The organism is Ruegeria sp. BHSA163, from assembly GCF_059613365.1.
This window is the reverse complement of record NZ_JBXWSJ010000019.1, coordinates 27,083-49,900: the sequence shown is the minus strand read 5'-3', so window position 1 is coordinate 49,900 and position 22,818 is coordinate 27,083. Positions and strand designations below refer to the sequence as shown.

Below are 22,818 nucleotides of genomic sequence, written 5' to 3'. Positions count from 1 at the left end.
ATGGCATGAGCGATTGGAAACCGAAACGTTTCTGGACCGATAGTGTCGTTGTCCAGACAGAAGACGGGTTCACCGTTGAGCTTGATGGTCGGCGTGTCAGAACCCCGGCAAAGGAAGGGCTAATACTGCCCACGAGTGCTATGGCGCAAGCCGTTGCCGAAGAATGGGATGCGCAAGAAAAGGTCGTGGATCCAAACACGATGCCTTTTACCCGTTCTGCCAATGCAGCAATCGATAAGGTGCGTATTCAACATGCCGAAGTAGCGGACATGCTTGCCGATTATGGTGATTCGGACTTGCTCTGTTATCGCGCCACGCATCCAGAGGCGCTGCAAATGCGCCAAGCTGAACAATGGGACCCAGCGTTGGACTGGGCGGCCGATACCTTGGGTGCTCGCCTGTATCCGGTAGTTGGCGTATTGCATCAGCCCCAACCTACTGAAGCTGTTGAAACCTTACGGAAGAAAGTCCATGCGCTGGATGCCTTCAAACTGGCGGCTTTTCACGATCTTGTCAGTCTATCGGGGTCATTGATCCTGGGGTTTGCGGCGGCACACGGCTGGCGCGAGGCATCGGAAATCTGGACAATTTCCCGGTTGGACGAGCTTTGGCAGATAGAACAATGGGGTCATGATGATGAGGCAGACGCGGTATCGGAAACAAAAAGGGCCGCCTTTTTGCACGCCAAACGCTTCTTTGATCTATCTTTTTGATCCTTGTTGCGCGTTTTTAGTGCGTGACAACAAAAACCTGTGCCTCTGACTCATCGATTTACTTGATCCTGCCCTTGACGTTTGTCAATGAATGCGCCCAAACTCAGGCCACTAAAGGGGAGACACCTTTTGGATAACCTTTCCGGCATGAAAATGTCGGATCGAACTGTCCCTAAAAAGGGACGGAAAATCAGGAAGAGGTAAAAATGAAAAAATCCGTAATCTTGGGCGCGGCAACGATTGCCGGTCTGGCTGCCGGTGCAGCTGCGGCGGGTACCGTGGACGATGTCAAAGCGCGCGGCAAGCTGAACTGCGGCGTTACAACTGGTCTGGTCGGCTTTGCGGCACCAGACGCAAATGGCGAGTGGAAAGGCTTTGACGTTTCGCTTTGTCGCGCAGTTGCTGCTGCTGTTCTGGGCGATGCCAGCGCTGTGGAATTCGTTCCAACCACCGGTAAAACACGCTTTACCGCGCTGGCTTCGGGCGAAATCGATATGCTGGCCCGTAACACCACGTGGACATTCAGCCGCGACGTCGATCTGAAATTCGAATTCACCGGCGTTAACTATTATGACGGTCAGGGCTTCATGGTTCCCAAGGCACTGGGCGTCAGCTCGGCTAAGGAACTGGATGGCGCAACCGTCTGCATCCAGACCGGCACCACCACCGAGCTGAATCTGGCGGACTTCTTCCGCTCGAACAACATCAGCTACGAGCCGGTTCCAATCGAAACAAACGCAGAAGCGCAGCAACAGTATCTGGCTGGTGCATGTGACGTTTACACCACTGATGCTTCGGGCCTGGCGGCGACTCGCGCTACGTTCGAAAACCCTGGTGATCACGTACTGCTGCCCGAAATCATCTCGAAAGAGCCTCTGGGCCCGCTGGTCCGTCACGGCGACCACGAGTGGGGCGACGTTGTACGTTGGACACTGAACGCGTTGATCTCGGCTGAAGAGCTGGGTGTTACCTCGGCAAATATTGACGAGATGGCAGCTGGAACCAACAATCCAGAAGTCAACCGTCTGCTGGGTACCGAAGGCACCTTGGGCGAGATGCTTGGACTGGACGCCGACTGGGCTGCAAAAGCCATCAAAGCCGGCGGCAACTATGGTGAAATCTTTGCGACCAATATCGGTGAGGAAACGCCGATTGGTCTGGCACGCGGCCTGAACGCGCAGTGGACCGAAGGTGGCCTGCTGTACTCACCGCCGTTCCGTTAAGACACCAATTGGAAAGGGCGCAGGGCAACCTGCGCCCTTTTCGTAACTAAAAGCTGCGGACAAATACAGAGTGGGGTCAACCCCGCCAAGACAGAAGAATCCGCAAGCCACGGGGACTCCATAATATGTCGACCATGACAGACCCGCCGAAAGCTGATTTTCGGTTGTCGATGCTCATAAACGATACCCGCTATCGCTCGTTAACATTTCAGGTGATCGCGGCCATCGTTATTGCGCTTAGTATCTGGTATCTTGGCAACAACCTTATCCAGAACCTGAGGGCCGCGGGCCTTAACATTTCCTATTCGTTCCTGGGGGATCCCTCCGGGTACGATATCAACCAGCGTTTGATAGAATATGATAGCCAGTCTTCGCACGGACGTGCGGCTGTTGTGGGTATCCTAAATACACTGCTGGTAGCCTTTCTAGCCTGTATTACAGCAACGATTTTCGGCGTGGTCGCCGGTGTTCTGAGGCTGTCGAATAACTGGCTTGTTTCAAAACTGATGGCGATTTACGTCGAGATTTTCCGAAATATTCCGGTTCTGATCTGGATCATCATCATTTTCACGATCATGACGGCGGTGCTGCCGGGGCCTCGCGCCTTTCGGGGCGAAAACCCGACCTCCAGCATGCTGTTTGACCTGTTTGCTTTCACCAACCGTGGTGTTTATGTTCCCCGGCCTGAATTTGCCAATGGCCTATTCGGCGCGACTATATTGAACTGGCTATTGGTTCTGGCAGTGTTGGTTGGGTCGTGGTTTGCGACCCGTGAAATCGACAGGCGCGCTACAAAAACGCAAGAAGAAACGGGTGAACGGCCAAAGACTATGATCTTGAATCTGGCTGTTTGGCTGGTCCCATTTGCCATCCTGATGTTCCTAATGGGACTCACGTGGGACGTTCCCGCGCTGAAAGGCTTTAATTTCAGCGGTGGTATTAAGGTAGGCGGTCCGCTTATCGCGCTTTGGTTTGCTCTTTCGATTTATACTGGCGCGTTTATCGCGGAAAACGTCCGTGCTGGCATCCAAGCGATCTCGAAAGGTCAGACAGAGGCAGCGGCTGCTTTGGGGCTGCGTCCTGGGCGCGTCATGAATCTTGTGATCCTGCCACAGGCGTTGCGGGTTATCATTCCGCCGCTGATATCTCAGTACCTCAACATCACCAAGAACTCGTCGCTGGCGATTGCTGTTGGCTATGCCGACATCACTGCGACCTTAGGCGGTATCACGCTGAACCAGACGGGTCGCGCGATTGAGTGTGTATTGCTATTGATGCTCTTCTATCTGACAGCTTCGCTGCTGATCTCGATGGTGATGAACATCTACAACGCATCCGTCAAGTTGAAGGAGCGCTGAGCCATGGCCGATCAAACAACAAACCCGATCGCATTCGTGGCGGAAGGCACAATTCCTCCTTCGCCGCCTCCGGCACGAGAAACCGGAGTGGTCAAGTGGCTACGTGAAAACCTGTTTTCAGGTGTCACGAACACTATCTTGACCGTTCTGTCGTTGATCCTGATTTACCTTCTGCTCAAGAACACGTTGCCGTGGATCTTGAACGGGGTTTGGCAAGCTAACTCGTTGGCTGAGTGTCGAGAAATCCTGGATGGAAAGACAGGCGCATGTTTTGCGGTGCTGACTGAACGTTGGCCACAACTGATCTACGGGTTCAAATATCCCGTTGATGCCTATTGGCGACCAAATCTGGCCTTTATCCTGATGCTGGTAGCCTTTGCGCCGGTTCTATTCTTCGATTTGCCGCGCAAAATGCTGGTGTTCACGGCGCTCTACCCGTTCTTGGCCTTCTGGCTGATCTGGGGTGGCACCATTTTGGTTCCACTCGTGGCTCTGCTGGGCTGTGTTGCCGGTGGTGCTGTGTTCCAGAAGTTTGGCAAGAACAGTTTCGCCGCAGGTTTCTTTGGAGCAATCGTTGTCGCGCTGGTCGTCTGGAATGTTGGCGGCGCGCTAATCCCCGAAGGAGCCTCCGAGAACGCGTGGCTGACGGCTGTTCCCAGCCGTGACCTGGGCGGCTTCATGCTGAACATGATGCTTGGCGTTACCTGTGTGTCGCTGTCCATTCCACTGGGCATTGCCCTGGCTCTTGGGCGTCAATCAGACATGCCATTAATCAAATGGGTAAGTGTCATTTTCATCGAGTTCATCCGTGGCGTGCCGCTAATCACGCTGCTATTCGTGGCGTCGGTGATGCTGGCTTATTTCTTCCCGCCGGAAAGCACAGTTGATCTGTTCTTGCGTGTGGTGATTATGATCACCATGTTTTCGGCAGCCTATATCGCTGAGGTCATTCGAGGCGGTCTGGCCGCCCTACCGCGCGGGCAGTACGAAGCAGCAGACAGTCTGGGCCTTGATTACCCGCAGGCAATGCGGCTGATCATTCTGCCTCAGGCGCTGAAAATCTCGATCCCTGGTATCGTGAACGTGGCTGTTGGCCTGTTTAAGGACACCACACTGGTTTCGGTCATCTCGATGTTCGACCTGGTGGGCATGATCCGGGGCCCAATTCTGGCGTCTACCGAGTGGAACGGCGTCTATTGGGAGTTACTGGGTTTTGCCGCGCTTCTGTTCTTTGTCGTCTGCTACGGCATTTCTCAATATTCACAGTGGCTCGAGCGTCGCCTTGCCACCGATCATCGTTAAGGAGTTCAACGCATGTCTGAACTTGCAATTGACCGCGAAATCGACCGCTCCAAAATGCAGGTGAGCGACGAGGTCGCCATCGAAATCAACGCAATGAACAAGTGGTACGGATCGTTCCACGTGCTTCGGGACATCAATCTAACCGTCAATCAGGGCGAGCGGATCGTAATCGCGGGGCCTTCGGGTTCCGGTAAGTCTACTCTGATCCGCTGTCTGAACGCGCTGGAAGAACACCAGCAGGGTAAGATCGTTGTCGACGGGATCGAATTGTCGAACGACCTGAAGAACATCGACAAGATCCGGTCCGAGGTGGGGATGGTGTTCCAACACTTCAACCTTTTCCCGCACCTTACCATTCTGGAGAACTGCACACTTGCGCCAATCTGGGTAAGAAAAACGCCCAAGAGGGAAGCTGAAGAGCGCGCGATGCACTTCCTGGAAAAGGTTAAGATTCCTGAGCAAGCTGACAAGTATCCGGGTCAGTTGTCCGGTGGTCAGCAGCAGCGCGTTGCTATCGCACGCAGCCTTTGCATGATGCCCCGGATCATGCTGTTCGATGAACCTACCTCGGCGCTTGACCCGGAAATGATCAAAGAGGTGCTCGACACCATGATCGAACTTGCCGAAGAAGGCATGACCATGTTGTGCGTGACGCACGAGATGGGGTTCGCTCGTCAGGTCGCAAACCGCGTTATTTTTATGGATGCCGGGCAGATCGTGGAGCAGAACGAGCCAGAAGAGTTCTTCAATAATCCACAGAGTGAACGGACCAAGCTGTTCCTCAGCCAAATTCTCGGCCACTAAATCATGTGAAATACCCAAAAGAGGCGGGGTTCAGCCCCGCCTTTTGTGTTCCAGCAATTCTCGTGGAATAGCAAAACCAAGAACTTTGCCACTGCCCCATCGAACACGCGACCAATCTTGAATGTCGAACTGAATTATTGAAGTGGCGCAGGTTGGGTAGTCCAAGAACCGTGGGTGCGGCGGAGCTTTTTGCACGATCAAACTGGCGAACTCTGCGATCCCTGGGTTGTGTCCAAGCATTAGCACAGTTTCTCCACTTGCCGCTGCAAGACAAGCCAGCATGTCTTCAGGCTCAGCCAGATATAGATCGCGCGTAAAGTTGACGTTGGATGCCGACAGCCCAATCCTGTCCCATGTTTCACGCGTCCGGGTCGAGGACGAGCTCAGAACTTCATCCGGTAGCCAATTATTGTCGCGCAACCATTCGCCAATCGCCGCTGCGGAATTGCGACCTCTTTTATTTAGCGGTCGGTCATGGTCGCTCAACGCTGGGGTGTCCCAGCTGGATTTCGCGTGGCGTGTCAGGATCAAAGTGCGGGTCATGATGGATGAAATGCTCGCATGTGGTGCGCGGATTGCTCTGCTTTCCTTTTTGACCCAGCACTCAATGGACATGCAAGGCGGGCAAGGCAACCGCCAGACATGCAGGTTTGTCCGGCATCGGTATTTAGATAATCATGGCATGCATCGACGTTGTAAAAACTGTCAGAATTCAACGCACCGACTGGGCACGCAGATGCGCAGGGGGCTGGGCAATCAGTGCAAGGTGAAGTGCTGATCGGCTTGGGTATGGGAAACTCACTGGTAAAATGCAGCGCGCCTCGGAAAGAGATCATCATGCCAACGCTGTCATGTACCAGTGCGCCGACCGGGCTACTGAACGTGCGTCCAGATTTCAGCGCCCAATCAATGAACGGAGCATAGGGCGGTCCGCCAAACGGATAATAGGCGCGCGCACCAAGTTCGTTTGCCAAATCGTTGATCACACGTTTAGACCAACGATCGACCGGATCTGATTGCCCGTCCTTCCACTCCGGAGAAGCCTTCAAAGCTGGCCAAAAAACCTCCCCGGCGCCCAAAAGTATCAATGTACCGCTATCCAAGCGTTTAGTTTCAACTCGCCGTGGGTGTAGCGAACCCATGATGATGAGGTGTGCATCCAGAACGGCTTGTTCTACGCTTGAGAATGGTGCGCCAGACCCCGAAACTTTTAGTTGATCGGCCATGATTGCTGAGCCTTGTCATCGGTTAATCCGGACGGATCAGAGATCCCGCGCCATGTTCAGTGTAAAGTTCCAGCAACACAGCATTTGGCGCGCGTCCATCCAAAATGACCACCGCGCGTACACCGCTGTGAAGCGCATCCAGCGCCGTCTCGGTCTTTGGGATCATACCGCCGGCAATGGTGCCCGCTAGGGTCATCTCACGGATCTGACCCGCTGTGAGCTCTGTGACAACATCGCCTGCGGCATTCTTGACGCCCGATACATCCGTGAGAAGCAAAAGACGGTCCGCTTTTAATGCTGCCGCAATCGCTCCTGCAGCAGTGTCACCGTTTACATTGTAGGTTTCCCCATCTTTGCCAGCGCCCAAGGGGGCGATGACCGGTATCACGTCATGCGTAAATAAATCGTGCAGAATTTCGGGGTTCATCTCTGACGGAGATCCGACAAAGCCTAGCGATGCATCCGTTTGTTCGCAGATCATTAAATTGGCGTCTTTTCCGGATAAGCCAACTGCCATGCCGCCTTGCGAATTGATTGCTTGTACAATTCGCTTGTTGACCAAGCCAGATAGTACCATCTCGACCACTTCGACTGTCGCGGCGTCGGTCACGCGTTTGCCACCGACGAACTCGGACTGGATGTTCAGCCTATCCAGCATTGCATTGATCATGGGTCCGCCGCCGTGGACAACAACGGGATTTACCCCAACCTGTCGCATCAACACGACATCACGGGCAAAGCTTTCCATTGCTTCGTCACTGACCATTGCGTGCCCGCCCAACTTTATAACTACGACGGCTCCGTCATAGCGCTGCAAATAAGGCAATGCGCTGTTTAGCGTGGCTGCAGTTGCGATCCAATCCCGGTTCATGTCTCTTGTCTTCATCGCTTAGGTCCCTCTGGCGTTCCGTGTTAGGGGCTTTGGGTGGCGCTGCCAAGGGCCAAGCTATTCCAGATGCGCGATGATTGAACGAAGCGTTGGTATACCGTCCCCTTTTTCAGATGACGTCATAACAAGTTCAGGAAAAGCGGCGGGGTGTTTGGCAAGCGCTCCTCTGACTTGTTCCAGTACCTTTTCGCGATCCTTCACCTTTACTTTGTCGGCTTTGGTTAGAACGCATTGAAACGTTACCGCGCTGGCGTCCAAAAGCTTCATGATCTCGTCATCAACTGACTTAACACCGTGTCGCGCATCGATTAGGACAAAAGCCCGACGCAGTGTCTGGCGACCGCTCAGATATTGTTTTAGCAGCTTCTGCCATTTTTCCACGACCTTGAGAGGCGCATTTGCATACCCATAGCCCGGAAGGTCTACTAGATAAAGTTCGGGACCTTGCGTGAAAAAGTTGATCTCTTGTGTGCGACCGGGTGTGTTAGAGGCCCGGGCGAGCCCCTTAGTACCTGTCAGCGCATTGATCAGGCTTGATTTTCCAACGTTGGAACGTCCGGCAAAACAAACTTCTATACGGTCTGGGCTGGGCAGTCCGTCCATGGCGACGACGCCCTTGACGAATTCTGAAGGCCCGGCAAAAAACTTGCGTCCAGCTTCCCGCGAAATCGCGTCGGGGTCTTCGGCCAATGGGAACTGCAGCATTTTCACAGAACCTCAACCTTGTCGCCCAGTAGGATTTCGCCGCCTTCCAGCACTTCTGCATTTACGCCGAAATCCTGATGGTTCCAACTGTTTAGTGCGCCCAAAGTGTCAGCATCGCGCTTGCCCGTCTCTGGGTTCGCAGTCGTGGCGAGACATCGGGATATTCGTTCCTTGATCCGAAATACAGCTTGACCGACCCGGACGTCACGTCCGACCCAGTCAAATTCTTCCCATAACGGCAGCCCGTCGAACCATATGTTTCCCCGCCACCGGCAAACCGAAAGTTTTTTCCCCAGTTTTTGTTCGACAGCGCGATGTGAAGCCATATTGCAAAGACTGATAGACGGGAAATCGCTGTCGGTCATTCCTCGGCCAGGTACGCGTATGATATGTGTTGATGCGGCCCGGTCGCTTGGCATTAAGGGTTTGATCCAATCCAGAAAGACTTCCTGCTCTTCGTCCGGGTGGAACGTCAGATCAGGGCGTTTTGGGTGGCTTAGCGTTACTTGATCACCACGCAATCTCGCGGAAATTGCCATCAAGCCGGGTGCTTTCGCGCCGCGGCTGAAATTGGCACAAGGTACCCATTCCGATCCATCTGCTTTAGATGCTTCGTGCGCCACTGCCCAAACGCGATCCCCGGGCAAAGTTTGCCCGGGGGTCACTGTAACGTCAGTTAAGGGTTCTCGCCCATGGCTTTTTATGGGGTGGCGCCACAGACCGGTCACCCGCCCGCTCATTTGTCATCCGTCTTAGGTGTTTTCTTGAAACTGGACTTGATATTGCCGAAAACGTCCGGTTTGTAGCCCTGGCTTCGCATGATCATATACTGTTGTATGAACGTGATTGTGTTGTTCGCAATCCAGTACACGACCAATCCGCTTGCAAAGCTGCCCAGCATGAACATGAATACCCATGGCATCCAAGCAAAGATCATTGCTTGTGTCGGGTCGGTTGGCGCGGGGTTGAGTTTTTGCTGCAACCACATCGAAATACCCAGCAACAGCGGTAAGATACCGAGGAAGATGGTCGCCATCAAAGTGCCGGGTTCTGGTCCCGCCCATGGCAACAGGCCAAAGAAGTTCATGATGGACGTCGGGTCAGGCGCGCTAAGGTCCCGGAACGGACCAAACCACGGAGCCTGCCTGAGTTCGATTGTGACAAAGATAACCTTGTACAAAGAGAAGAAGATCGGGATCTGCATCAAGATGGGCAAACAGCCGGCGGCCGGGTTCACCTTTTCCTTCTTGTACAGCTCCATCATACCTTGCTGCATCTTCTGACGATCATCGCCTGCGGCTTCTTTCAGGGCCTCCATCTGTGGCTGCAGCTCTTTCATCTTGGCCATCGAGACATATGACTTATAGGCCAGCGGAAACAGAATTGCCTTAATGATCAGCGTAAGTCCGATGATTGACCAACCCATGTTGCCAATCAGGACGTTGATATTGTGAAGCAACCAGAAAATCGGCTTTGTCAGGAAAAAGAACCAACCCCAATCAATACTGTCGATGAACTTTTGAACGCCTTGGGCTTGATATTCCCGAATGGCTTCCCACTCTTTCGCGCCGGCGAAAAGTCTGGTGGTTACTTCGGCTGACTGACCCGGTTCAACCGTAAGTGTCGGAAGAACGGTTTCCGTTTGGTAGATTTTCCGTCGGGCATCGTACTTCGCTGCTGCTTTGAATGCGGATCCGGGCTCAGGGATCAAGGTGGTCATCCAGTAGTGATCGGTGAACCCTATCCAACCGTCTTCCTTAACCTGAAACACTTCGGCCTGCGCACCTTCATTTGGGTCAATGTCGAAGTCCCGCACGTCGCCATAGTCAATCTCGGCCAAGGTCCCGTCGGCCATCCCGATAACGCCTTCGTGCAGGATGAAAAAATTCTTAAGGCCGGGCAGGTCACCGTCTTCGCCTATGCCATGACGCGCGAGAATGCCGTACGGCGCCAATCCCACCTCTGCTCCGGTTGCATTCTCAACCGATTGAGTGACCGAAAACATGTAATCTTCGTCGACAGATATGGTACGGCGGAACGTAAGCCCGTTTCCGTTGTTCCATACCAATGTGACTGGCGTGTCGACACCGAGGATCTCGCCTTGTTCCAATGACCACATTGTATTTGGCCCCGGAACGTCTGTGCCAGCCAGTCCGGAACCGGGAGCCCAGCCGTAGAGCGCATAATAAGCTGATTCCGCGCCCACGGGCGACAACAACTCGACAATCGGAGCATCGGGCGCAAGGGATACTTTGTAATCCTTCAAAAACAGCTCGTCGATACGACCGCCTGAAAGGGACAGGCTACCCGATAGGCGAGGAGTGTCGATCTGAACGCGAGGTGCCTGCGCTTCTGGTTGGACTTCGTCAGCCGCCGCTGTTGCTTCGCCTACTGCAGTCGTGCCAGCGGCGCTGGGCGTCTGGACCGCATCGACCTCTGAGGTGCTGATCTCGGTGGGTTCCTGGGTTGTGGTCTGCTCCGGAGGGGGGAACAATACAAACCAGACGAGGATCACCAGAAAGCTGAGTGCGGTTGCGAGGATTAGATTCTTATTCTGATCGTCCATCGGGGACAGCCACCTTGCGCAGTGAAAGACACCCGGTGGGTTCAACAGAGTGCAGCCCAAAAGGTCAAGTGGAATCGCCCCGGAATCCGCCCTGACATTAAGTTCGTGGGCCTGGACCCGCGAATCTTATCCGGTTTTCCGCCCAATTTCCGGGGCACCCTTTTGTTTCGCTTGGTGAGAGCCAATCCAGATTTGAGCTTTTTCAAACGGCATGGGCCTGCCAATTCCAAACCCTTGAACGTGATCCGCACCCAGTTGCGCCATGAGAGCGTGCTCGCCTGCGGTTTCAACCCCCTCGGCCAAGGTCTCCAGGTTCAATCGTTCAGCCATGGTCAGAATGGCGCTGACAAGCTGTTGCTGGCTGGGGTCCTGATCAGCCTTGGCAACGAACGTCCGGTCGATTTTGATTCGAGAGACATCAAAACGTTTTATTGAAGCGATCGAAGCATGCCCGGTGCCGAAATCATCCAGATCAATGCAACAGCCAAGTGCTGCTAACCCGGTTACGTTACGAGTAATTACGTCGTCTGGGCGTCGGGAGAATACGGTCTCCAGGATTTCGACCGCAAGCCTGTCAGGTGTTAGATCGAATTGGTCCAACTCCCACTTCAGACGATCAATCAATCCTGGATCGCGAAGTTCGTCTGAAGCAAAGTTCACACCTATCCGAGGTATTTTTGTGCCGCCCATGTCCCAGGTTTGCATGGCAGAAAATGCACGGTGCCGAATAACCTGCCCAAGGCGGCCCATCAGGTCCGCTTGCTCGGCGAATGGCAAGAATATTTGTGGACCCATGATCCCTTTGGAAGGATGTTCCCAACGTGCCAGCGCCTCGAACCCGGTTATGTTTCCTGTGTCCGTCGAGACCTGCGGCTGAAACCACGGACGAATTTCACCATTGTCGAGTGCGGCTACAAAGTCTTTGCGCAAGTTGGCTCGAACCAATGTCCTGCGGCGAGTTTGCGAGGAAAAGGCACGAATCGTCATTGGGCCATTACGCTGGGCTTCGTCCAAGGCGGCATTAGCGGCCTCGAGCCAATCTTGCGGTTCTGCCTCAGGGATGCTGGACTGCATGCAAAACCCTATTGAACATGACATATAGACGCTGGCTCCGTTCAGCAAAAATGGTTCCTCTACCGTGTTTTGTATGCGGCCAGACATTTGAACGCACGCTTCCAAATCCAGTTGAGCCGAAGGGTGCAAACCAATCAAAAAACGGTTCGGCTTGATCTGAGTGAAAATGTCCTGACCTCGGATAACGGCCAGAACGCGGTCAACAAATTGCGAACTCACATGATCGGCAGCTGCATGGCCGTGAAGGTCTAACATCGCTGGATAGTCGTCAAAGGAAACGGCAACACAGGCGGCGTTTTCTCCGGATTTTTTGGCCTGTTGCAAAATAGCTTGGATTTCATCGTGAAAAATATCGGTGGATACCGCCCCGGTGGGCCGTGCACCAGCTGCCTTCGCGGTCAAAGAGTGGCTACCCGCAGCATTCAATGCTGCGTAGGCTAAAGGTAATCCCAGCGCAACGGCCATCAATGCCAGCTCCCCCCCCCCAGCCAAAAAGCCGACAGGCAGGTAGCGGGCACAAATGCCAGCGCCGGTGGACCTGACAGCGCGGTGCGAAGCGCATTCAGAGTTCGTACAGCAAACGGGATTTTCCGCATTGGTCTTACGGCCTTCGACTGGGGCAGGGTTGCTCCGTTCAACCGTAGGAAACCAATCTGAGTCAGTCGTTAACGTAAGTCAGGAATTTCGACTGAATTTTCAGAATTTTTATTTGAACCTGTCGCCAGGTTAATAAAATCAAACAGTTTCGAGTCCAAAAGATGCGATGGACGCGCGTTGGTCAACGCTCTGAACATCACTTGACGACGGCCCGGTGTGTTTTTTTCCCATTGATCCAGAATCTGTTTGACCTGTTGCCGCTGCAAACCGTCCTGACTTCCGCACAAATCGCAGGGAATGATGGGATAGTTCATAGACTTGGCGAATTTCTCACAGTCAACCTCTGCCACATGTGCCAGTGGGCGATAAACGAACAGGTCGCCTTCTTCGTTCACCAGTTTCGGGGGCATCGTCGCCAGACGCCCACCGTGAAACAGGTTCATGAAAAACGTTTCTAGGATGTCGTCGCGATGATGCCCAAGCACGACGGCCGAACACCCCTCTTCCCGCGCGATGCGATAAAGGTTTCCGCGGCGCAGGCGTGAACACAATGCGCAATAAGTGCGACCTTTGGGAACCTTGTCCACGACAACAGAATAGGTGTCCTGATACTCAATCCGGTGAGGCACACCCATACGGTCCAAAAACTCAGGCAAAACCGTTGCAGGAAATCCGGGCTGACCTTGATCCAAATTGCAGGCAAGTAGGTCAACCGGCAGTAAACCGCGCCATTTAAGTTCATAGAGAACGGCGAGAAGAGTATAACTGTCTTTGCCGCCGGACAGGCAAATCAACCAGCGCGGTGTTTTACCATCTTTGCCATGTGCGGACGGGTCCACCATGCCATATTGCTCGATTGCTTCGCGGGTTTGACGAACAATTCGCTTGCGCAACTTTTTGAACTCGGTGGCCGAAGGAGCGCCCGCAAAAAGGGGATGGATATCGTCTGCATCGTCAAACATGCGCTGCCCCTACAGGAGATGGATCAACCGGGCAAGTGTGCGCTCTTTTTTCATTTGTCAGAACGCTTTTCTGGAACCGGGTCATAGCCGTTGCCGCCCCAGGGGTGACAGCGCCCAATTCGCTTGGCTGCAAGCCACGTTCCTTTGACGGCGCCGTGCTTTTCCAATGCCTCCAGAGCATAAGCAGAGCATGTCGGTTGATATCGGCAATTGAATCCGACCCAAGGGCTAAAAACAAGACGATAGGCGCGAACAGGCAGAGCGAGTAAATGTGCAAACAGAGTCATTTTTGCGCCCCGTGGAGTTTGCCCAATGCGCGTCTCAGATCGTCCAGCAACGCCGTAAACGGTCCGTCTGCGGTGACTTCGGCACGACCAATCAGTACGTAATCCCATCCGTCTTTGCCCAGTTGGGGCAAAACCTCACGCGCTGCTTCGCGCATCCTGCGTTTGGCTCGGTTTCGAGCGACGGCATTGCCAACTTTCTTCGAGCAGGTGAAGCCGACACGAATTCCCTCCGCCTCGCCCACGGTACGCTGGCGCGCTTGCACCATCATGGTCGGGGTGCCTTGTCTGAGTGCCCGGGCAGCTTTCAAGAAATCAGAACGTTTTTTTATTACTGAAAGATGCGGAGACGGAATAAAAGAAGCCGCCGGGGGCGTTTCCCCGGGTTGGTTTATACCATCCTCAGGGGCCTCCGGCGGCATCATATACGTTAGAACCTTGTCAGTGGGCGCTACTATGCGCTCAGCGACTTGCGGCCGCGTGCGCGGCGTGCGTTCAGAATCTTGCGGCCGGCTTTGGTGGCCATGCGGGCGCGGAAACCGTGGCGGCGTTTGCGTACCAGGTTCGATGGCTGAAAGGTGCGTTTCATCGCTCCGTCTCCAATCTGTGCGGTCGGGTAGGTCGCGGATTCGCCTGCCCGTGGTGTTCGAAGCCCGTCCTCTACTGGCTAGCAAGCGTTAAGTCAAACCCTATTGCTCGTGTTTCTGTTCCCTTTTGCAACAATTTTTCATGCCGCTGTGCTGAAAGGTTTCAAAAACTGGTTTTTAGGTGAAAAACCCTCACAATCGTCGTCACATGGTTCAACGCCGCGTGAGGTCTCTGTTTCTGACCGCGTTGGCATCGCATGTTTGGCAGCAGAATGAAGCGATTTAAGGCGGATAGCCAGATGAGCGAAACGACGCAATCCCAGCGCAATGGGTTCCTAAGGCACGTCCCATTGATGGTTATCTTTGCCGTTGCCGTGTTTGGGTTCTTTGTTCTGGGCGACTACTTGACCTTCGAAACCCTGCGCGACAATCGAGAGGCGCTGCTAGGATGGCGCGATACACATTATTGGTCGATGGCCACGGGATTCATGGTGATCTACATCGTTATTGTCGCATTTTCATTGCCCGGAGCCGCAGTCGCATCTATGACCGGCGGGTTTCTTTTCGGATTATACGCGGGCACAGTTTTCAACGTGGTCTCTGCGACTATTGGAGCGTCCGCTATTTTTCTGGCGGCAAGTTGGGGTTTGGGCGCTTCGCTGACCGCGCGGCTGGAATCTTCTGAAGGGGCAGTCAAAAAACTGAAAGAAGGACTACGGGAAAATGAGATTTCAGTTTTGTTCCTGTTGCGGCTTGTTCCGGTTGTTCCGTTTTTTGTGGCCAATCTTGTGCCGGCATTGGTGGGCGTGAAATTCCGTAACTTCCTACTGACGACTGCGCTGGGCATTATACCGGGGGGAATCGTGTACACTTGGATCGGTGTCGGTCTGGGCGGAGTTTTTGATCGTGGTGAAAACCCAGATGTTTCACTTTTGTGGGAACCATTCGTTATAGGGCCAATCCTAGGTCTGTGTTTTTTGGCCGCTTTGCCAATCTTCATCAAATCTATCCAAGGCAAAAAGGACGCCTGACCCATGAAAGAACTTAAAACCGATATCCTGGTAATAGGTGCCGGGTCGGGCGGGTTGTCCGTAGCCGCCGGGGCAAGTCAGATGGGTGCAAATGTCATTCTGCTGGAAGGCAACAAGATGGGCGGGGATTGCCTGAACTACGGTTGTGTGCCCTCCAAGGCGTTGATTGCGAGTGGCAAGGCGGCAAATGCACAGACGCTTTCATCCGATTTTGGTGTCGCGAGTGTATCGCCACAAGTGGACTATTCCGCCGTGAAAGATCATGTCCACGACGTCATCGCGCAGATTGAACCGATGGACAGCCAGGAGAGATTCGAGGGTTTCGGCGTAAAGGTTATACGGGAATACGGGTCCTTTATCTCTCGGAGCAAAGTTCAGGCCGGAGGCTATGTAATCACCGCTCGTCGCACGGTGATTGCCACGGGGTCTCTACCCTTGGTTCCGCCTATCCCGGGGTTGGATCAAGTACCGTACTATACCAACGAAACTATCTTCGACTTGCGCGAAAAGCCCCAGCACTTGCTGATCATTGGGGGCGGCCCGATAGGTATGGAAATGGCGCAGGCGCATGTTCGGTTGGGTTGCAAAGTCACAGTACTGGAAGGCGCCCGTGCGTTGGCGAAAGATGATCCCGAAGCCGTATCATTGGTGCTGGACAAACTGTCCGCTGAAGGAGTGAATCTTCATGAGCAGGCGAAGATAGCGCAAGTCAGTGGAACAAAGGGCGCTATAGAAGTAATCGCGGAAACCGGTAATGTCTTCAAAGGCTCTCATCTGCTGTTGGCGGTTGGGCGAAAGGCCAATATTGATAACCTGAATCTTGCAGCTGCAGGGATTGATCGGACCCGGACGGGGATCAAAACAGATGACACCCTTCGGACGTCCAATCGAAAAGTCTACGCGATTGGTGATGTCGCTGGTGGGATGCAATTTACCCATGTCGCCGGGTATCACGCGGGCATAATTATTCGATCGGCCCTGTTTGGTTTGCCCTCAAAGGCCAAGACATCACATATTCCATGGGCAACGTATACCGATCCTGAATTGGCTCAGGTCGGTCTGACCGAGGTGCAGGCCCGCACGCAGCATGGGGAAAGACTGGAAGTAGCGCGTTTTGATTATCACCACAACGATCGGGCCATGACCGAACGCAAGACAAAGGGGTTCATAAAGGTCATGGTGTTCAAGGGCCGTCCGGTCGGAGCTACAATTGTGGGTTATCAGGCGGGCGAATTGATCAACTTGTGGTCTTTGGCTTTGGCAAATAACCTGAAGATGAGCCAGATCGCCGCTATGGTTTCCCCTTATCCGACGATCGGAGAGCTTAACAAACGTGTCGCGGGTGCCTATTTCTCGCCCAGGCTGTTTGAGAATCAGTCGGTCAAACGTGCGGTCAGGTTCGTCCAGCGCTGGCTTCCCTGACTGGAAAAGGAGCGCCAATTGAATTCACTGTCCGGCCGTTTCCTGATCCTAACTACGATATTCGTGATGTTGGCCGAGATACTTATCTTTGTGCCTTCGATTGCGCGGTTCCGAGAGGATTTTCTGCAAAACCGGCTGGAGCGGGCCCAGATAGCGTCGCTGGCTTTGCTGGCGGATGATATGCTGGCAGAAGATCTTGAGGCCGAACTTTTGGCGAACGCCGGCGTCTACAATGTGGTCCTACGTCGTGACGAAGTACGCCAACTGATGCTGTCGTCACCAATACCGGAACAGATTGTCACGACGTTTGACCTGAGGGATGCAAGCCCTTGGGTCCTGATTCGGGATGCAATGGCTCGGATTCTCGCGGCTGAAAACGAAGTTATTCGCGTCATCGGCGAACCGGTTAAGGGCGCTGGACTTCTGATCGAAGTCACCATCGACAGTACTCCGCTGCGCATGGCGATGATCGATTACGGGCTGCGAATTCTGGGTTTGTCTTTTGTTATTTCAATCATCACAGCATCGCTTTTGTTTCTTGCAGTCCGGGTGGTTTTGGTAAAGCCGATCAAAAGTGTCGTCGGCTACATGCAACGCTATGCCAGCGCCCCAGAGGATGCGCGGGGCATCATATCACCCAATTCCAAAGTGACCGAGTTGCGAGAGGCTGAAGAAGCACTGCAAATGTTGCAAACTGATCTTACACAGGCCCTCAAACAACGAGAGCGGTTGGCTCAGCTTGGCGGCGCAGTAGCTAAGGTCAGTCACGATTTGCGAAATATTCTGACTTCGGCGCAATTGTTTACTGATCGGATTGAGGCAAGCGACGATCCGCTTGTTCGCCGTATGGCCCCTAAACTGGTGAACTCGATAACGCGAGCGGTGTCACTATGCGAAAGCACGCTGGCTTTCGGACGCGCAGAAGAGCCTGCGCCGACGCTGAATTTGGTGCGACTGCGCGACATCGCGGAAGATGTCGCAGCAAGTGAGCAATTGGCTGTCGCTGATGCTTGCGTCGAAATAACAAATGAAGTTCCCGAAGACTTGGTCGTACGTGCTGACCCTGAGCAGATATTCAGGGTGATCCTGAACCTTGTGAGAAACGCGCGTCAGGCGCTGGTTGCCTCAGGCAAACCTGGGAAAGTGACGATCACGGGTTGCGAATTTCAGGACGATTGGTGCATCGAAGTCCGGGATACTGGCCCCGGATTGCCACCCAAGGCACAAGAGAACCTGTTCACGCCCTTCCAGGGCGGCGTGCGAAAAGGCGGTTCAGGTCTTGGCTTGGCAATTTCGCAGGAACTGGTTCGAGGTCACGGTGGCGATCTTGTGCTGAAGGAAACCGGCTCTGAAGGAACCACCTTTGAAATAAGGCTTCCTCGAGGGGACGGGACTTTTTGAAAGATTTTTGAAGAATCGTCTTGCGCGTCTCCGATACCGGGTCTACATAGCGCCTCACCAATGCGGACCGATAGCTCAGCTGGATAGAGTACTTGACTACGAATCAAGGGGTCGGGGGTTCGAATCCTCCTCGGTCCGCCACTTAAATAAGTTAACATATTGATTAAAAAGTATAAATTAGCCTTTTGCGCAGTGTGTTCCCACGATAATTCCCACTCGGGAGGTTGGAACGCCTAGGTACACCTTGGAATGTTCTTATTTTGGTAGTGCCCACCACTAATTGTTCAAACACATAAATTTTGAATATTTTTGAATGTCGTTCCGTCATGGTGCGACATGGCTACATGTGCGACACCAGCTTTCAATTCCTGCTGTAGGTTCAGTTTTCTTAAAACAACCGGTGAACTTAAGTTCACTAAAACCGAGCGATATGTCTGTAACTGCACTCCATCTTCAAAGGCAGCTTTCGCTAAAAGCGGTCGTTCTTCAAAATCATCACTATGTCTGCCTTGCGGACAAAACTGCCATTGATCTTCCCCGCTCTAATGTCTGCTTGTTTTCCTTCTCTGAACGAGAATTACCAAGCTCAGCCGCAAAGGAAGGTGAAATGCCACAGCTGGACGCGGGAAGTTCAATCCCGTTGGAGCCGCTGTTACGTGTCCGCTGGTGCATCGCCGGCCAGAACGGTTGGTAATTCACGCTTCAAGAAATCAAGCAACACCTCAAACGCAGGCAACAATCCTTCCCGCGAAGGCATCAGGAGGCTGATTTGTGGGGTTCCCGCGGTCCAACCCGGCAATATGCGCACAAGTGATCCGGCTTCCACCTCTCGTTGACATACGTAAGAAGGCAGGGCGACGACGCCCAAGGACAAAGCCGCCGCGTTTTTGAGCGTTGACATATCATCACTTGCAAAGCGCACCTTGCAGGGGATCGATGCGCTTTGCCCGTCACGATCGGTCAGCAGCCATTGGTGCGTCGCTCCGGGTCTGCCAAGAACCAGGGCCGGGTGATTTGCAAGCTCGGTCGGATCATCGGACGGATCGAGTGCGCTCTGGTAGTCCGGCGAGCAGAACAAGTGCCATTCCACCCGTGCCAGTCGCACTTGGATGAGGCTCGAGTCGGGCAGAGTGTCCATGTGTCCGCGGATCGCCATATCGATCCCCCCTTTGATCAAATCCTCCATCCGGTTCGAGGCGCGCTGGACAACGGTCACCCCAGGATTGTCCTGAAGAAAACGCGGTAAGATCTGGTCCAGACCGAACTGCGCCATCCCCACGGAACAGGACACGTTCACAGTGCCTTCGATCCTGTTGGTTTTGCGACGGACGGCGGTTTCGGCGACTTCGAACTGTGCGAGGGCCTTTTGCGCGTGGCGGTAGTAGTCTTCTCCGATCTCTGTCGTCGTGACGATGCGCGATGTGCGCTGCAAAAGGCGCACGCCAAGGTCTTCCTCAAGCTGCCGCACACGGCGGCTGAGCCGGGACTTGGGAATATTCAACGACCGGGCTGCGGCGGAAAATCCGCCCTTTTCAACAACCTGAACAAAGTAGAAGGCGTCGTTAAGGTCCATGCTATGCCTCATCCTATTGTTCCATATGTAGAACGATAAGACCTGATATTGACCGATTTTCTGCTGATTGTCTCGCTCATATTCTAAATTCAACAGAAGCGAGAGACTGACATGACCAAGCAACTTATCGACACACTCGCAGGCGCCCCCTGTGAAACACATGCACAAAGCGACGGTCGCAAGATCACCATCGGCGATGGCTTTGTGGCCCAAAGCTACCAGCACGCGGACTTCCAGGGGCTGATGGATCCGCTGATCATGGTGGACCACTTCTACGCGACAAAGCCCACGTTCGGGCCCCACGCGCACGCAGGCCTGTCTGCTGTGACCGTGATGTTTGAGGACAGCGAAGGCGCGTTCCGCAACCGCGACTCCCTTGGCAATGACCTCGAGCTGGCGCCTGGCGATCTCTATTGGTTCAAGGCCGCGCGCGGCGCCCTGCATGACGAAGCGCCGGGGCCCGATGCCAGAACCCACGCATTGCAGGTCTTCGTCAACCTGCCCGGAGAGAACCGGCACGACGCGCCATCTGCATTTCACCTCGCAGCCAAGGACATCCCAAAGCTTGCAGGCGACCGCTCAACCGCGCGGCTGATACTTGGGGACAGCAACGGTGTCATGGGTGGGGTCGCGCCCGACGTTCCGCTGACGCTCCTGGATATCAACATGCAGCCCGGCGGTCAGTTCACGCACAGCAGCGACAGCGACCAACACGCCTGGGTCTTGGCCATCACCGGTACCTCCACCGTGACCTGGACCGCAGGGTCTGCCGATCTGAAACCTGACAAAGCCATCGCATTTGCGGGGGCCGCGGACATCTCATTTTCCTCCGAAGAGGGCGCTCATGTCGTCCTGTTTCGAGGACACCCCCTGCGCCAAGCCTTTGTTCAACGGGGTCCATTCGCCATGGGCAACGCGGCAGAGCTTGACGCTGTCGAGGCTGACTACCGAGCCGGTCGCCTTGGATCAATTGACTGAACCCAACACCACCCAACAACAACCTTAAAAGGAGAAGACCGTGACGAAACTGAACAACCCGGAACCCCTTACACGTGACAATGCCGCCGTTGTATTTGTCGACAATCAGGTGGGACTGATGACTGGCATCCGTGACTATTCTATCGCGGACCTCAAACACAACATCGTCGGTTTGGCCAAAGCCGCAAAGGCGCTCGGCCTGCCGATTGTCACGACCACGACATCGTCAGAGACTTTATGGGGGCCTGCTATTCCGGAATTGCTGGAAGCCCTGCCAGATCAGACCTTTATCGACCGAACAACGGTCAACGCATGGGACGATCCACGGGTGGAAGAGGCCATTCGCGCAACCGGGCGAAGCAAACTGATCTTCGCCGGGCTGTCGCTGGAAGTCTGCGCCGCGTTTCCCGCGATGCGGGCCGTGCGCGAAGGGTTCGAAGCCTACATCGCCGTAGATGCCAGCGGGACGTTTAACATGACAAAACGTGAGACGGCTTTGCACCGGCTTACACAAGCCGGAGTTGTCATCGCGGATGGTGCCAGCATGATGATCGAAATTCTTGCAGATAATGCGAACGCGCAGGCCGGTGACGTCTATAGCGCCTTGGGCATGGATTGGTCGATCCTAGTCGGCCAAGTTCGGGCGAGTGTATAGCGATGCGCCGCGAAACTCATACAACCCAACGCTGGCAGCTGGTCCGCAATTCGCGTTTGCACCGGGGATCGCAAGTCCAGTTCTACGTGATCTATCTCCCATCGCTTGTTTTCTTCGTCGCGATGGGACTGGCGGCCGCTGAGTTTCTTTAACCTCAGCAGTAATCCGACCAACTCCATTCCAAATCACACACAACCAACGAGCTCTCAGCTCACCATAGGAAATAACTATGACCAACCAACCCATTCTCGTAATTGGCGCCACCGGAAAAACCGGATCGCGCGTTGTAACCAAGCTTGAAGCCAAAGGCCTGCCCGTTCGTCGTGGCACGCGCCTCTCTGAAACGCCCTTCGATTGGGAAGACCAAAGCACATGGGCCCCGATCCTGACCGGCGTATCCAAAGCCTATGTCACCTACTTCCCCGATCTTGCCTTCCCGGGCGCGGTGGAAAAGTTGGAGGCTTTTGCCAAGGTCGCTCTGGAGACCGGCCTGCAACACATCGTATTGCTGTCTGGCCGAGGAGAACACTTCGCCGGCATGGGTGCCGGCTCCAGAGTTGGAAGACAAAGTAGCAAACCTAATCGAGGGTCATCTCAAAAAACCGGAATTGCGCGCAGGCATTTTATGCGACGCGACCGCAGATGAAACCGCCGTGATCGGAACCCGTTTGTCCCGCCGGTTCACGGTCGACGCTGCCGCAGACAAAGATGCGATGCGCCACTGCCTTGATCTGGTCGCCCGCATCGATATCGCGCCCGGCGATATCCTCATCACCTTGTCAGGCGAATATCTCGCACATCATCTTGATGTGGATGCGGCGCGCATCAACGAAGACCTGCTAACTGTTACCTCAGCGTTCCAGCACCGCAAGCGGGGCGTGGAAACCAAACTGATCATCGGCGACGCGCAGCCAGAGATCGATGCAACCCTGCTGCGCAACGTCGCCCGCGCGCGTCGGTACTTTGATCTGGTCCGGTCGGGAAAAACCTTTGTTGAGATCGCGGAATCCGAAGGCGTCTCGAAACGCCGTATTCAGCAAGTCATCGAACTGGCCTTCCTGGCACCGGATATCATCAGAGCCATCCGCGAAGGTCGGCAGCCCGTTGGCATGACATCTGACCGCCTGATCAGACATTCCTTCTCACCGATCTGGACAGAGCAGCGCAACGCTCTCGCCGCAACTTAAGCTACAGCATCAAGATCAATTCATGCGCCTGCGGCGCTGATCGTCGCCCGCTTCGGCTTCCGGCGATACGCCACTAGGTTATGACCGCATGAACGGCGATGGTCTCACCATCGAAATCCACCAAACTGCTAGCGCGGAAATCGCGATTCCAGACTTTTGAGGGAAACGGGCAGGATATCGCAGTTCTGTCGATCTGGGGTATATTTATACCTCAGAAAGCGCCCGAAATCACGCAATGAATTCAATAATTCTGCATTATATCAATAGCTTAGATGATGGTG

24 protein-coding genes and 1 tRNA gene are annotated in these 22,818 nt (G+C 54.2%); 13 read left to right on the top strand and 12 right to left on the bottom strand.

Annotated elements, in window-relative coordinates; translation table 11 throughout:
- Nucleotides 1-5 precede the first annotated feature (5 nt).
- The 5 genes from AC2FNV_RS10745 (at nucleotide 6) to AC2FNV_RS10725 (ending at nucleotide 5,400) form a co-directional block, all read left to right on the top strand.
- Nucleotides 6-713, top strand: a complete 708-nt coding sequence (locus AC2FNV_RS10745; protein ID WP_170476989.1) for an ATP12 family chaperone protein — start codon at nucleotides 6-8, stop codon at nucleotides 711-713.
- Between the two features lie 206 nt (nucleotides 714-919).
- Complete coding sequence (locus AC2FNV_RS10740; protein WP_170476991.1) at nucleotides 920-1,936, top strand: amino acid ABC transporter substrate-binding protein; 1,017 nt, start codon at nucleotides 920-922, stop codon at nucleotides 1,934-1,936.
- 125 nt (nucleotides 1,937-2,061) lie between these two features.
- Nucleotides 2,062-3,294 carry an amino acid ABC transporter permease gene (locus AC2FNV_RS10735; RefSeq protein ID WP_170476993.1) on the top strand — a complete coding sequence of 411 codons (1,233 nt, stop codon included), beginning with the start codon at nucleotides 2,062-2,064 and terminating at the stop codon, nucleotides 3,292-3,294.
- A 3-nt stretch (nucleotides 3,295-3,297) separates the two neighbouring features.
- Nucleotides 3,298-4,596, top strand: coding sequence for an amino acid ABC transporter permease (locus AC2FNV_RS10730; protein ID WP_170476994.1), 1,299 nt, complete (start codon nucleotides 3,298-3,300; stop codon nucleotides 4,594-4,596).
- 12 nt (nucleotides 4,597-4,608) lie between these two features.
- The gene (locus tag AC2FNV_RS10725; RefSeq protein ID WP_170476996.1) at nucleotides 4,609-5,400 is read left to right on the top strand and encodes an amino acid ABC transporter ATP-binding protein; all 792 of its coding nucleotides are present in this window, start codon (nucleotides 4,609-4,611) and stop codon (nucleotides 5,398-5,400) included.
- Between the two features lie 30 nt (nucleotides 5,401-5,430).
- On the opposite strand, the gene AC2FNV_RS10720 is transcribed toward AC2FNV_RS10725, so the two are convergent.
- From AC2FNV_RS10720 to rpmH, 11 genes are all read right to left on the bottom strand, one after another.
- Nucleotides 5,431-5,943 (bottom strand): SixA phosphatase family protein, encoded by a 513-nt coding sequence (locus AC2FNV_RS10720; protein WP_170610744.1) that lies wholly within the window; start codon nucleotides 5,941-5,943, stop codon nucleotides 5,431-5,433.
- The gene (locus AC2FNV_RS10715; RefSeq protein ID WP_170603400.1) at nucleotides 5,940-6,626 is read right to left on the bottom strand and encodes a ferredoxin; all 687 of its coding nucleotides are present in this window, start codon (nucleotides 6,624-6,626) and stop codon (nucleotides 5,940-5,942) included. The genes AC2FNV_RS10720 and AC2FNV_RS10715 overlap by 4 nt, the downstream gene beginning before the upstream one ends.
- Before the next feature lie 22 nt (nucleotides 6,627-6,648).
- Entirely contained in the window at nucleotides 6,649-7,512 is an 864-nt protein-coding gene (gene argB, locus AC2FNV_RS10710) for an acetylglutamate kinase (RefSeq protein ID WP_496773258.1), read from the bottom strand.
- A 60-nt stretch (nucleotides 7,513-7,572) separates the two neighbouring features.
- Entirely contained in the window at nucleotides 7,573-8,220 is a 648-nt protein-coding gene (gene yihA / locus AC2FNV_RS10705) for a ribosome biogenesis GTP-binding protein YihA/YsxC (RefSeq protein WP_170603402.1), read from the bottom strand.
- 2 nt (nucleotides 8,221-8,222) lie between these two features.
- Entirely contained in the window at nucleotides 8,223-8,960 is a 738-nt protein-coding gene (locus AC2FNV_RS10700) for an MOSC domain-containing protein (RefSeq protein WP_170477005.1), read from the bottom strand.
- Nucleotides 8,957-10,786 (bottom strand): membrane protein insertase YidC, encoded by a 1,830-nt coding sequence (gene yidC, locus AC2FNV_RS10695; RefSeq protein WP_170477006.1) that lies wholly within the window; start codon nucleotides 10,784-10,786, stop codon nucleotides 8,957-8,959. The genes AC2FNV_RS10700 and yidC overlap by 4 nt, the downstream gene beginning before the upstream one ends.
- Nucleotides 10,787-10,912: 126 nt before the next feature.
- On the bottom strand, nucleotides 10,913-12,325 hold the full coding sequence (locus tag AC2FNV_RS10690; RefSeq protein WP_367648146.1) for a putative bifunctional diguanylate cyclase/phosphodiesterase: 1,413 nt from the start codon (nucleotides 12,323-12,325) through the stop codon (nucleotides 10,913-10,915).
- A 200-nt stretch (nucleotides 12,326-12,525) separates the two neighbouring features.
- Entirely contained in the window at nucleotides 12,526-13,419 is an 894-nt protein-coding gene (gene ttcA, locus AC2FNV_RS10685; RefSeq protein WP_170603404.1) for a tRNA 2-thiocytidine(32) synthetase TtcA, read from the bottom strand.
- A gap of 50 nt (nucleotides 13,420-13,469) precedes the next feature.
- Nucleotides 13,470-13,706 (bottom strand): membrane protein insertion efficiency factor YidD, encoded by a 237-nt coding sequence (gene yidD / locus AC2FNV_RS10680; protein ID WP_170603406.1) that lies wholly within the window; start codon nucleotides 13,704-13,706, stop codon nucleotides 13,470-13,472.
- Nucleotides 13,703-14,128, bottom strand: coding sequence for a ribonuclease P protein component (gene rnpA, locus AC2FNV_RS10675; RefSeq protein ID WP_170603407.1), 426 nt, complete (start codon nucleotides 14,126-14,128; stop codon nucleotides 13,703-13,705). The genes yidD and rnpA overlap by 4 nt, the downstream gene beginning before the upstream one ends.
- Before the next feature lie 29 nt (nucleotides 14,129-14,157).
- Complete coding sequence (rpmH, locus tag AC2FNV_RS10670) at nucleotides 14,158-14,292, bottom strand: 50S ribosomal protein L34 (RefSeq protein ID WP_012177012.1); 135 nt, start codon at nucleotides 14,290-14,292, stop codon at nucleotides 14,158-14,160.
- 297 nt (nucleotides 14,293-14,589) lie between these two features.
- On the opposite strand from rpmH, the gene AC2FNV_RS10665 reads away from it, so the two are divergent.
- From AC2FNV_RS10665 to AC2FNV_RS10650, 4 genes are all read left to right on the top strand, one after another.
- Complete coding sequence (locus tag AC2FNV_RS10665; protein WP_170478043.1) at nucleotides 14,590-15,321, top strand: TVP38/TMEM64 family protein; 732 nt, start codon at nucleotides 14,590-14,592, stop codon at nucleotides 15,319-15,321.
- 3 nt (nucleotides 15,322-15,324) lie between these two features.
- On the top strand, nucleotides 15,325-16,743 hold the full coding sequence (locus tag AC2FNV_RS10660; RefSeq protein ID WP_170603409.1) for a dihydrolipoyl dehydrogenase family protein: 1,419 nt from the start codon (nucleotides 15,325-15,327) through the stop codon (nucleotides 16,741-16,743).
- Nucleotides 16,744-16,761: 18 nt separating this feature from the next.
- Nucleotides 16,762-18,144 (top strand): sensor histidine kinase, encoded by a 1,383-nt coding sequence (locus AC2FNV_RS10655; protein WP_496773250.1) that lies wholly within the window; start codon nucleotides 16,762-16,764, stop codon nucleotides 18,142-18,144.
- Between the two features lie 64 nt (nucleotides 18,145-18,208).
- Nucleotides 18,209-18,285, top strand: a tRNA-Arg gene (locus AC2FNV_RS10650).
- Between the two features lie 511 nt (nucleotides 18,286-18,796).
- Here the strand turns inward: AC2FNV_RS10650 and AC2FNV_RS10645 are convergent.
- The gene (locus tag AC2FNV_RS10645; protein ID WP_217352232.1) at nucleotides 18,797-19,717 is read right to left on the bottom strand and encodes a LysR substrate-binding domain-containing protein; all 921 of its coding nucleotides are present in this window, start codon (nucleotides 19,715-19,717) and stop codon (nucleotides 18,797-18,799) included.
- A gap of 111 nt (nucleotides 19,718-19,828) precedes the next feature.
- Here AC2FNV_RS10645 and AC2FNV_RS10640 point away from each other — a divergent pair, with 111 nt between their 5' ends.
- The 4 genes from AC2FNV_RS10640 (at nucleotide 19,829) to AC2FNV_RS10625 (ending at nucleotide 22,537) form a co-directional block, all read left to right on the top strand.
- Nucleotides 19,829-20,695 carry a pirin family protein gene (locus tag AC2FNV_RS10640; RefSeq protein WP_171133885.1) on the top strand — a complete coding sequence of 289 codons (867 nt, stop codon included), beginning with the start codon at nucleotides 19,829-19,831 and terminating at the stop codon, nucleotides 20,693-20,695.
- A gap of 40 nt (nucleotides 20,696-20,735) precedes the next feature.
- Entirely contained in the window at nucleotides 20,736-21,350 is a 615-nt protein-coding gene (locus AC2FNV_RS10635; RefSeq protein ID WP_170816914.1) for an isochorismatase family protein, read from the top strand.
- A 229-nt stretch (nucleotides 21,351-21,579) separates the two neighbouring features.
- On the top strand, nucleotides 21,580-21,996 hold the full coding sequence (locus tag AC2FNV_RS10630; protein WP_496773246.1) for an SDR family oxidoreductase: 417 nt from the start codon (nucleotides 21,580-21,582) through the stop codon (nucleotides 21,994-21,996).
- Nucleotides 21,997-22,003: 7 nt separating this feature from the next.
- Nucleotides 22,004-22,537, top strand: a complete 534-nt coding sequence (locus AC2FNV_RS10625) for a hypothetical protein (RefSeq protein ID WP_496773244.1) — start codon at nucleotides 22,004-22,006, stop codon at nucleotides 22,535-22,537.
- Nucleotides 22,538-22,818: the final 281 nt, after the last annotated feature.

Bases quoted from the DNA above. Each gene is read 5' to 3' on its own strand.
- AC2FNV_RS10745 (WP_170476989.1), top strand. From the start codon at position 6: ATGAGCGATTGGAAACCGAAACGTTTCTGGACCGATAGTGTCGTTGTC.
- AC2FNV_RS10740 (WP_170476991.1), top strand. From the start codon at position 920: ATGAAAAAATCCGTAATCTTGGGCGCGGCAACGATTGCCGGTCTGGCT.
- AC2FNV_RS10735 (WP_170476993.1), top strand. From the start codon at position 2,062: ATGTCGACCATGACAGACCCGCCGAAAGCTGATTTTCGGTTGTCGATG.
- AC2FNV_RS10730 (WP_170476994.1), top strand. From the start codon at position 3,298: ATGGCCGATCAAACAACAAACCCGATCGCATTCGTGGCGGAAGGCACA.
- AC2FNV_RS10725 (WP_170476996.1), top strand. From the start codon at position 4,609: ATGTCTGAACTTGCAATTGACCGCGAAATCGACCGCTCCAAAATGCAG.
- AC2FNV_RS10720 (WP_170610744.1), bottom strand. From the start codon at position 5,943: ATGACCCGCACTTTGATCCTGACACGCCACGCGAAATCCAGCTGGGAC.
- AC2FNV_RS10715 (WP_170603400.1), bottom strand. From the start codon at position 6,626: ATGGCCGATCAACTAAAAGTTTCGGGGTCTGGCGCACCATTCTCAAGC.
- argB (WP_496773258.1), bottom strand. From the start codon at position 7,512: ATGAAGACAAGAGACATGAACCGGGATTGGATCGCAACTGCAGCCACG.
- yihA (WP_170603402.1), bottom strand. From the start codon at position 8,220: ATGCTGCAGTTCCCATTGGCCGAAGACCCCGACGCGATTTCGCGGGAA.
- AC2FNV_RS10700 (WP_170477005.1), bottom strand. From the start codon at position 8,960: ATGAGCGGGCGGGTGACCGGTCTGTGGCGCCACCCCATAAAAAGCCAT.
- yidC (WP_170477006.1), bottom strand. From the start codon at position 10,786: ATGGACGATCAGAATAAGAATCTAATCCTCGCAACCGCACTCAGCTTT.
- AC2FNV_RS10690 (WP_367648146.1), bottom strand. From the start codon at position 12,325: ATGGCCGTTGCGCTGGGATTACCTTTAGCCTACGCAGCATTGAATGCT.
- ttcA (WP_170603404.1), bottom strand. From the start codon at position 13,419: ATGTTTGACGATGCAGACGATATCCATCCCCTTTTTGCGGGCGCTCCT.
- yidD (WP_170603406.1), bottom strand. From the start codon at position 13,706: ATGACTCTGTTTGCACATTTACTCGCTCTGCCTGTTCGCGCCTATCGT.
- rnpA (WP_170603407.1), bottom strand. From the start codon at position 14,128: ATGATGCCGCCGGAGGCCCCTGAGGATGGTATAAACCAACCCGGGGAA.
- rpmH (WP_012177012.1), bottom strand. From the start codon at position 14,292: ATGAAACGCACCTTTCAGCCATCGAACCTGGTACGCAAACGCCGCCAC.
- AC2FNV_RS10665 (WP_170478043.1), top strand. From the start codon at position 14,590: ATGAGCGAAACGACGCAATCCCAGCGCAATGGGTTCCTAAGGCACGTC.
- AC2FNV_RS10660 (WP_170603409.1), top strand. From the start codon at position 15,325: ATGAAAGAACTTAAAACCGATATCCTGGTAATAGGTGCCGGGTCGGGC.
- AC2FNV_RS10645 (WP_217352232.1), bottom strand. From the start codon at position 19,717: ATGGACCTTAACGACGCCTTCTACTTTGTTCAGGTTGTTGAAAAGGGC.
- AC2FNV_RS10640 (WP_171133885.1), top strand. From the start codon at position 19,829: ATGACCAAGCAACTTATCGACACACTCGCAGGCGCCCCCTGTGAAACA.
- AC2FNV_RS10630 (WP_496773246.1), top strand. From the start codon at position 21,580: ATGACCAACCAACCCATTCTCGTAATTGGCGCCACCGGAAAAACCGGA.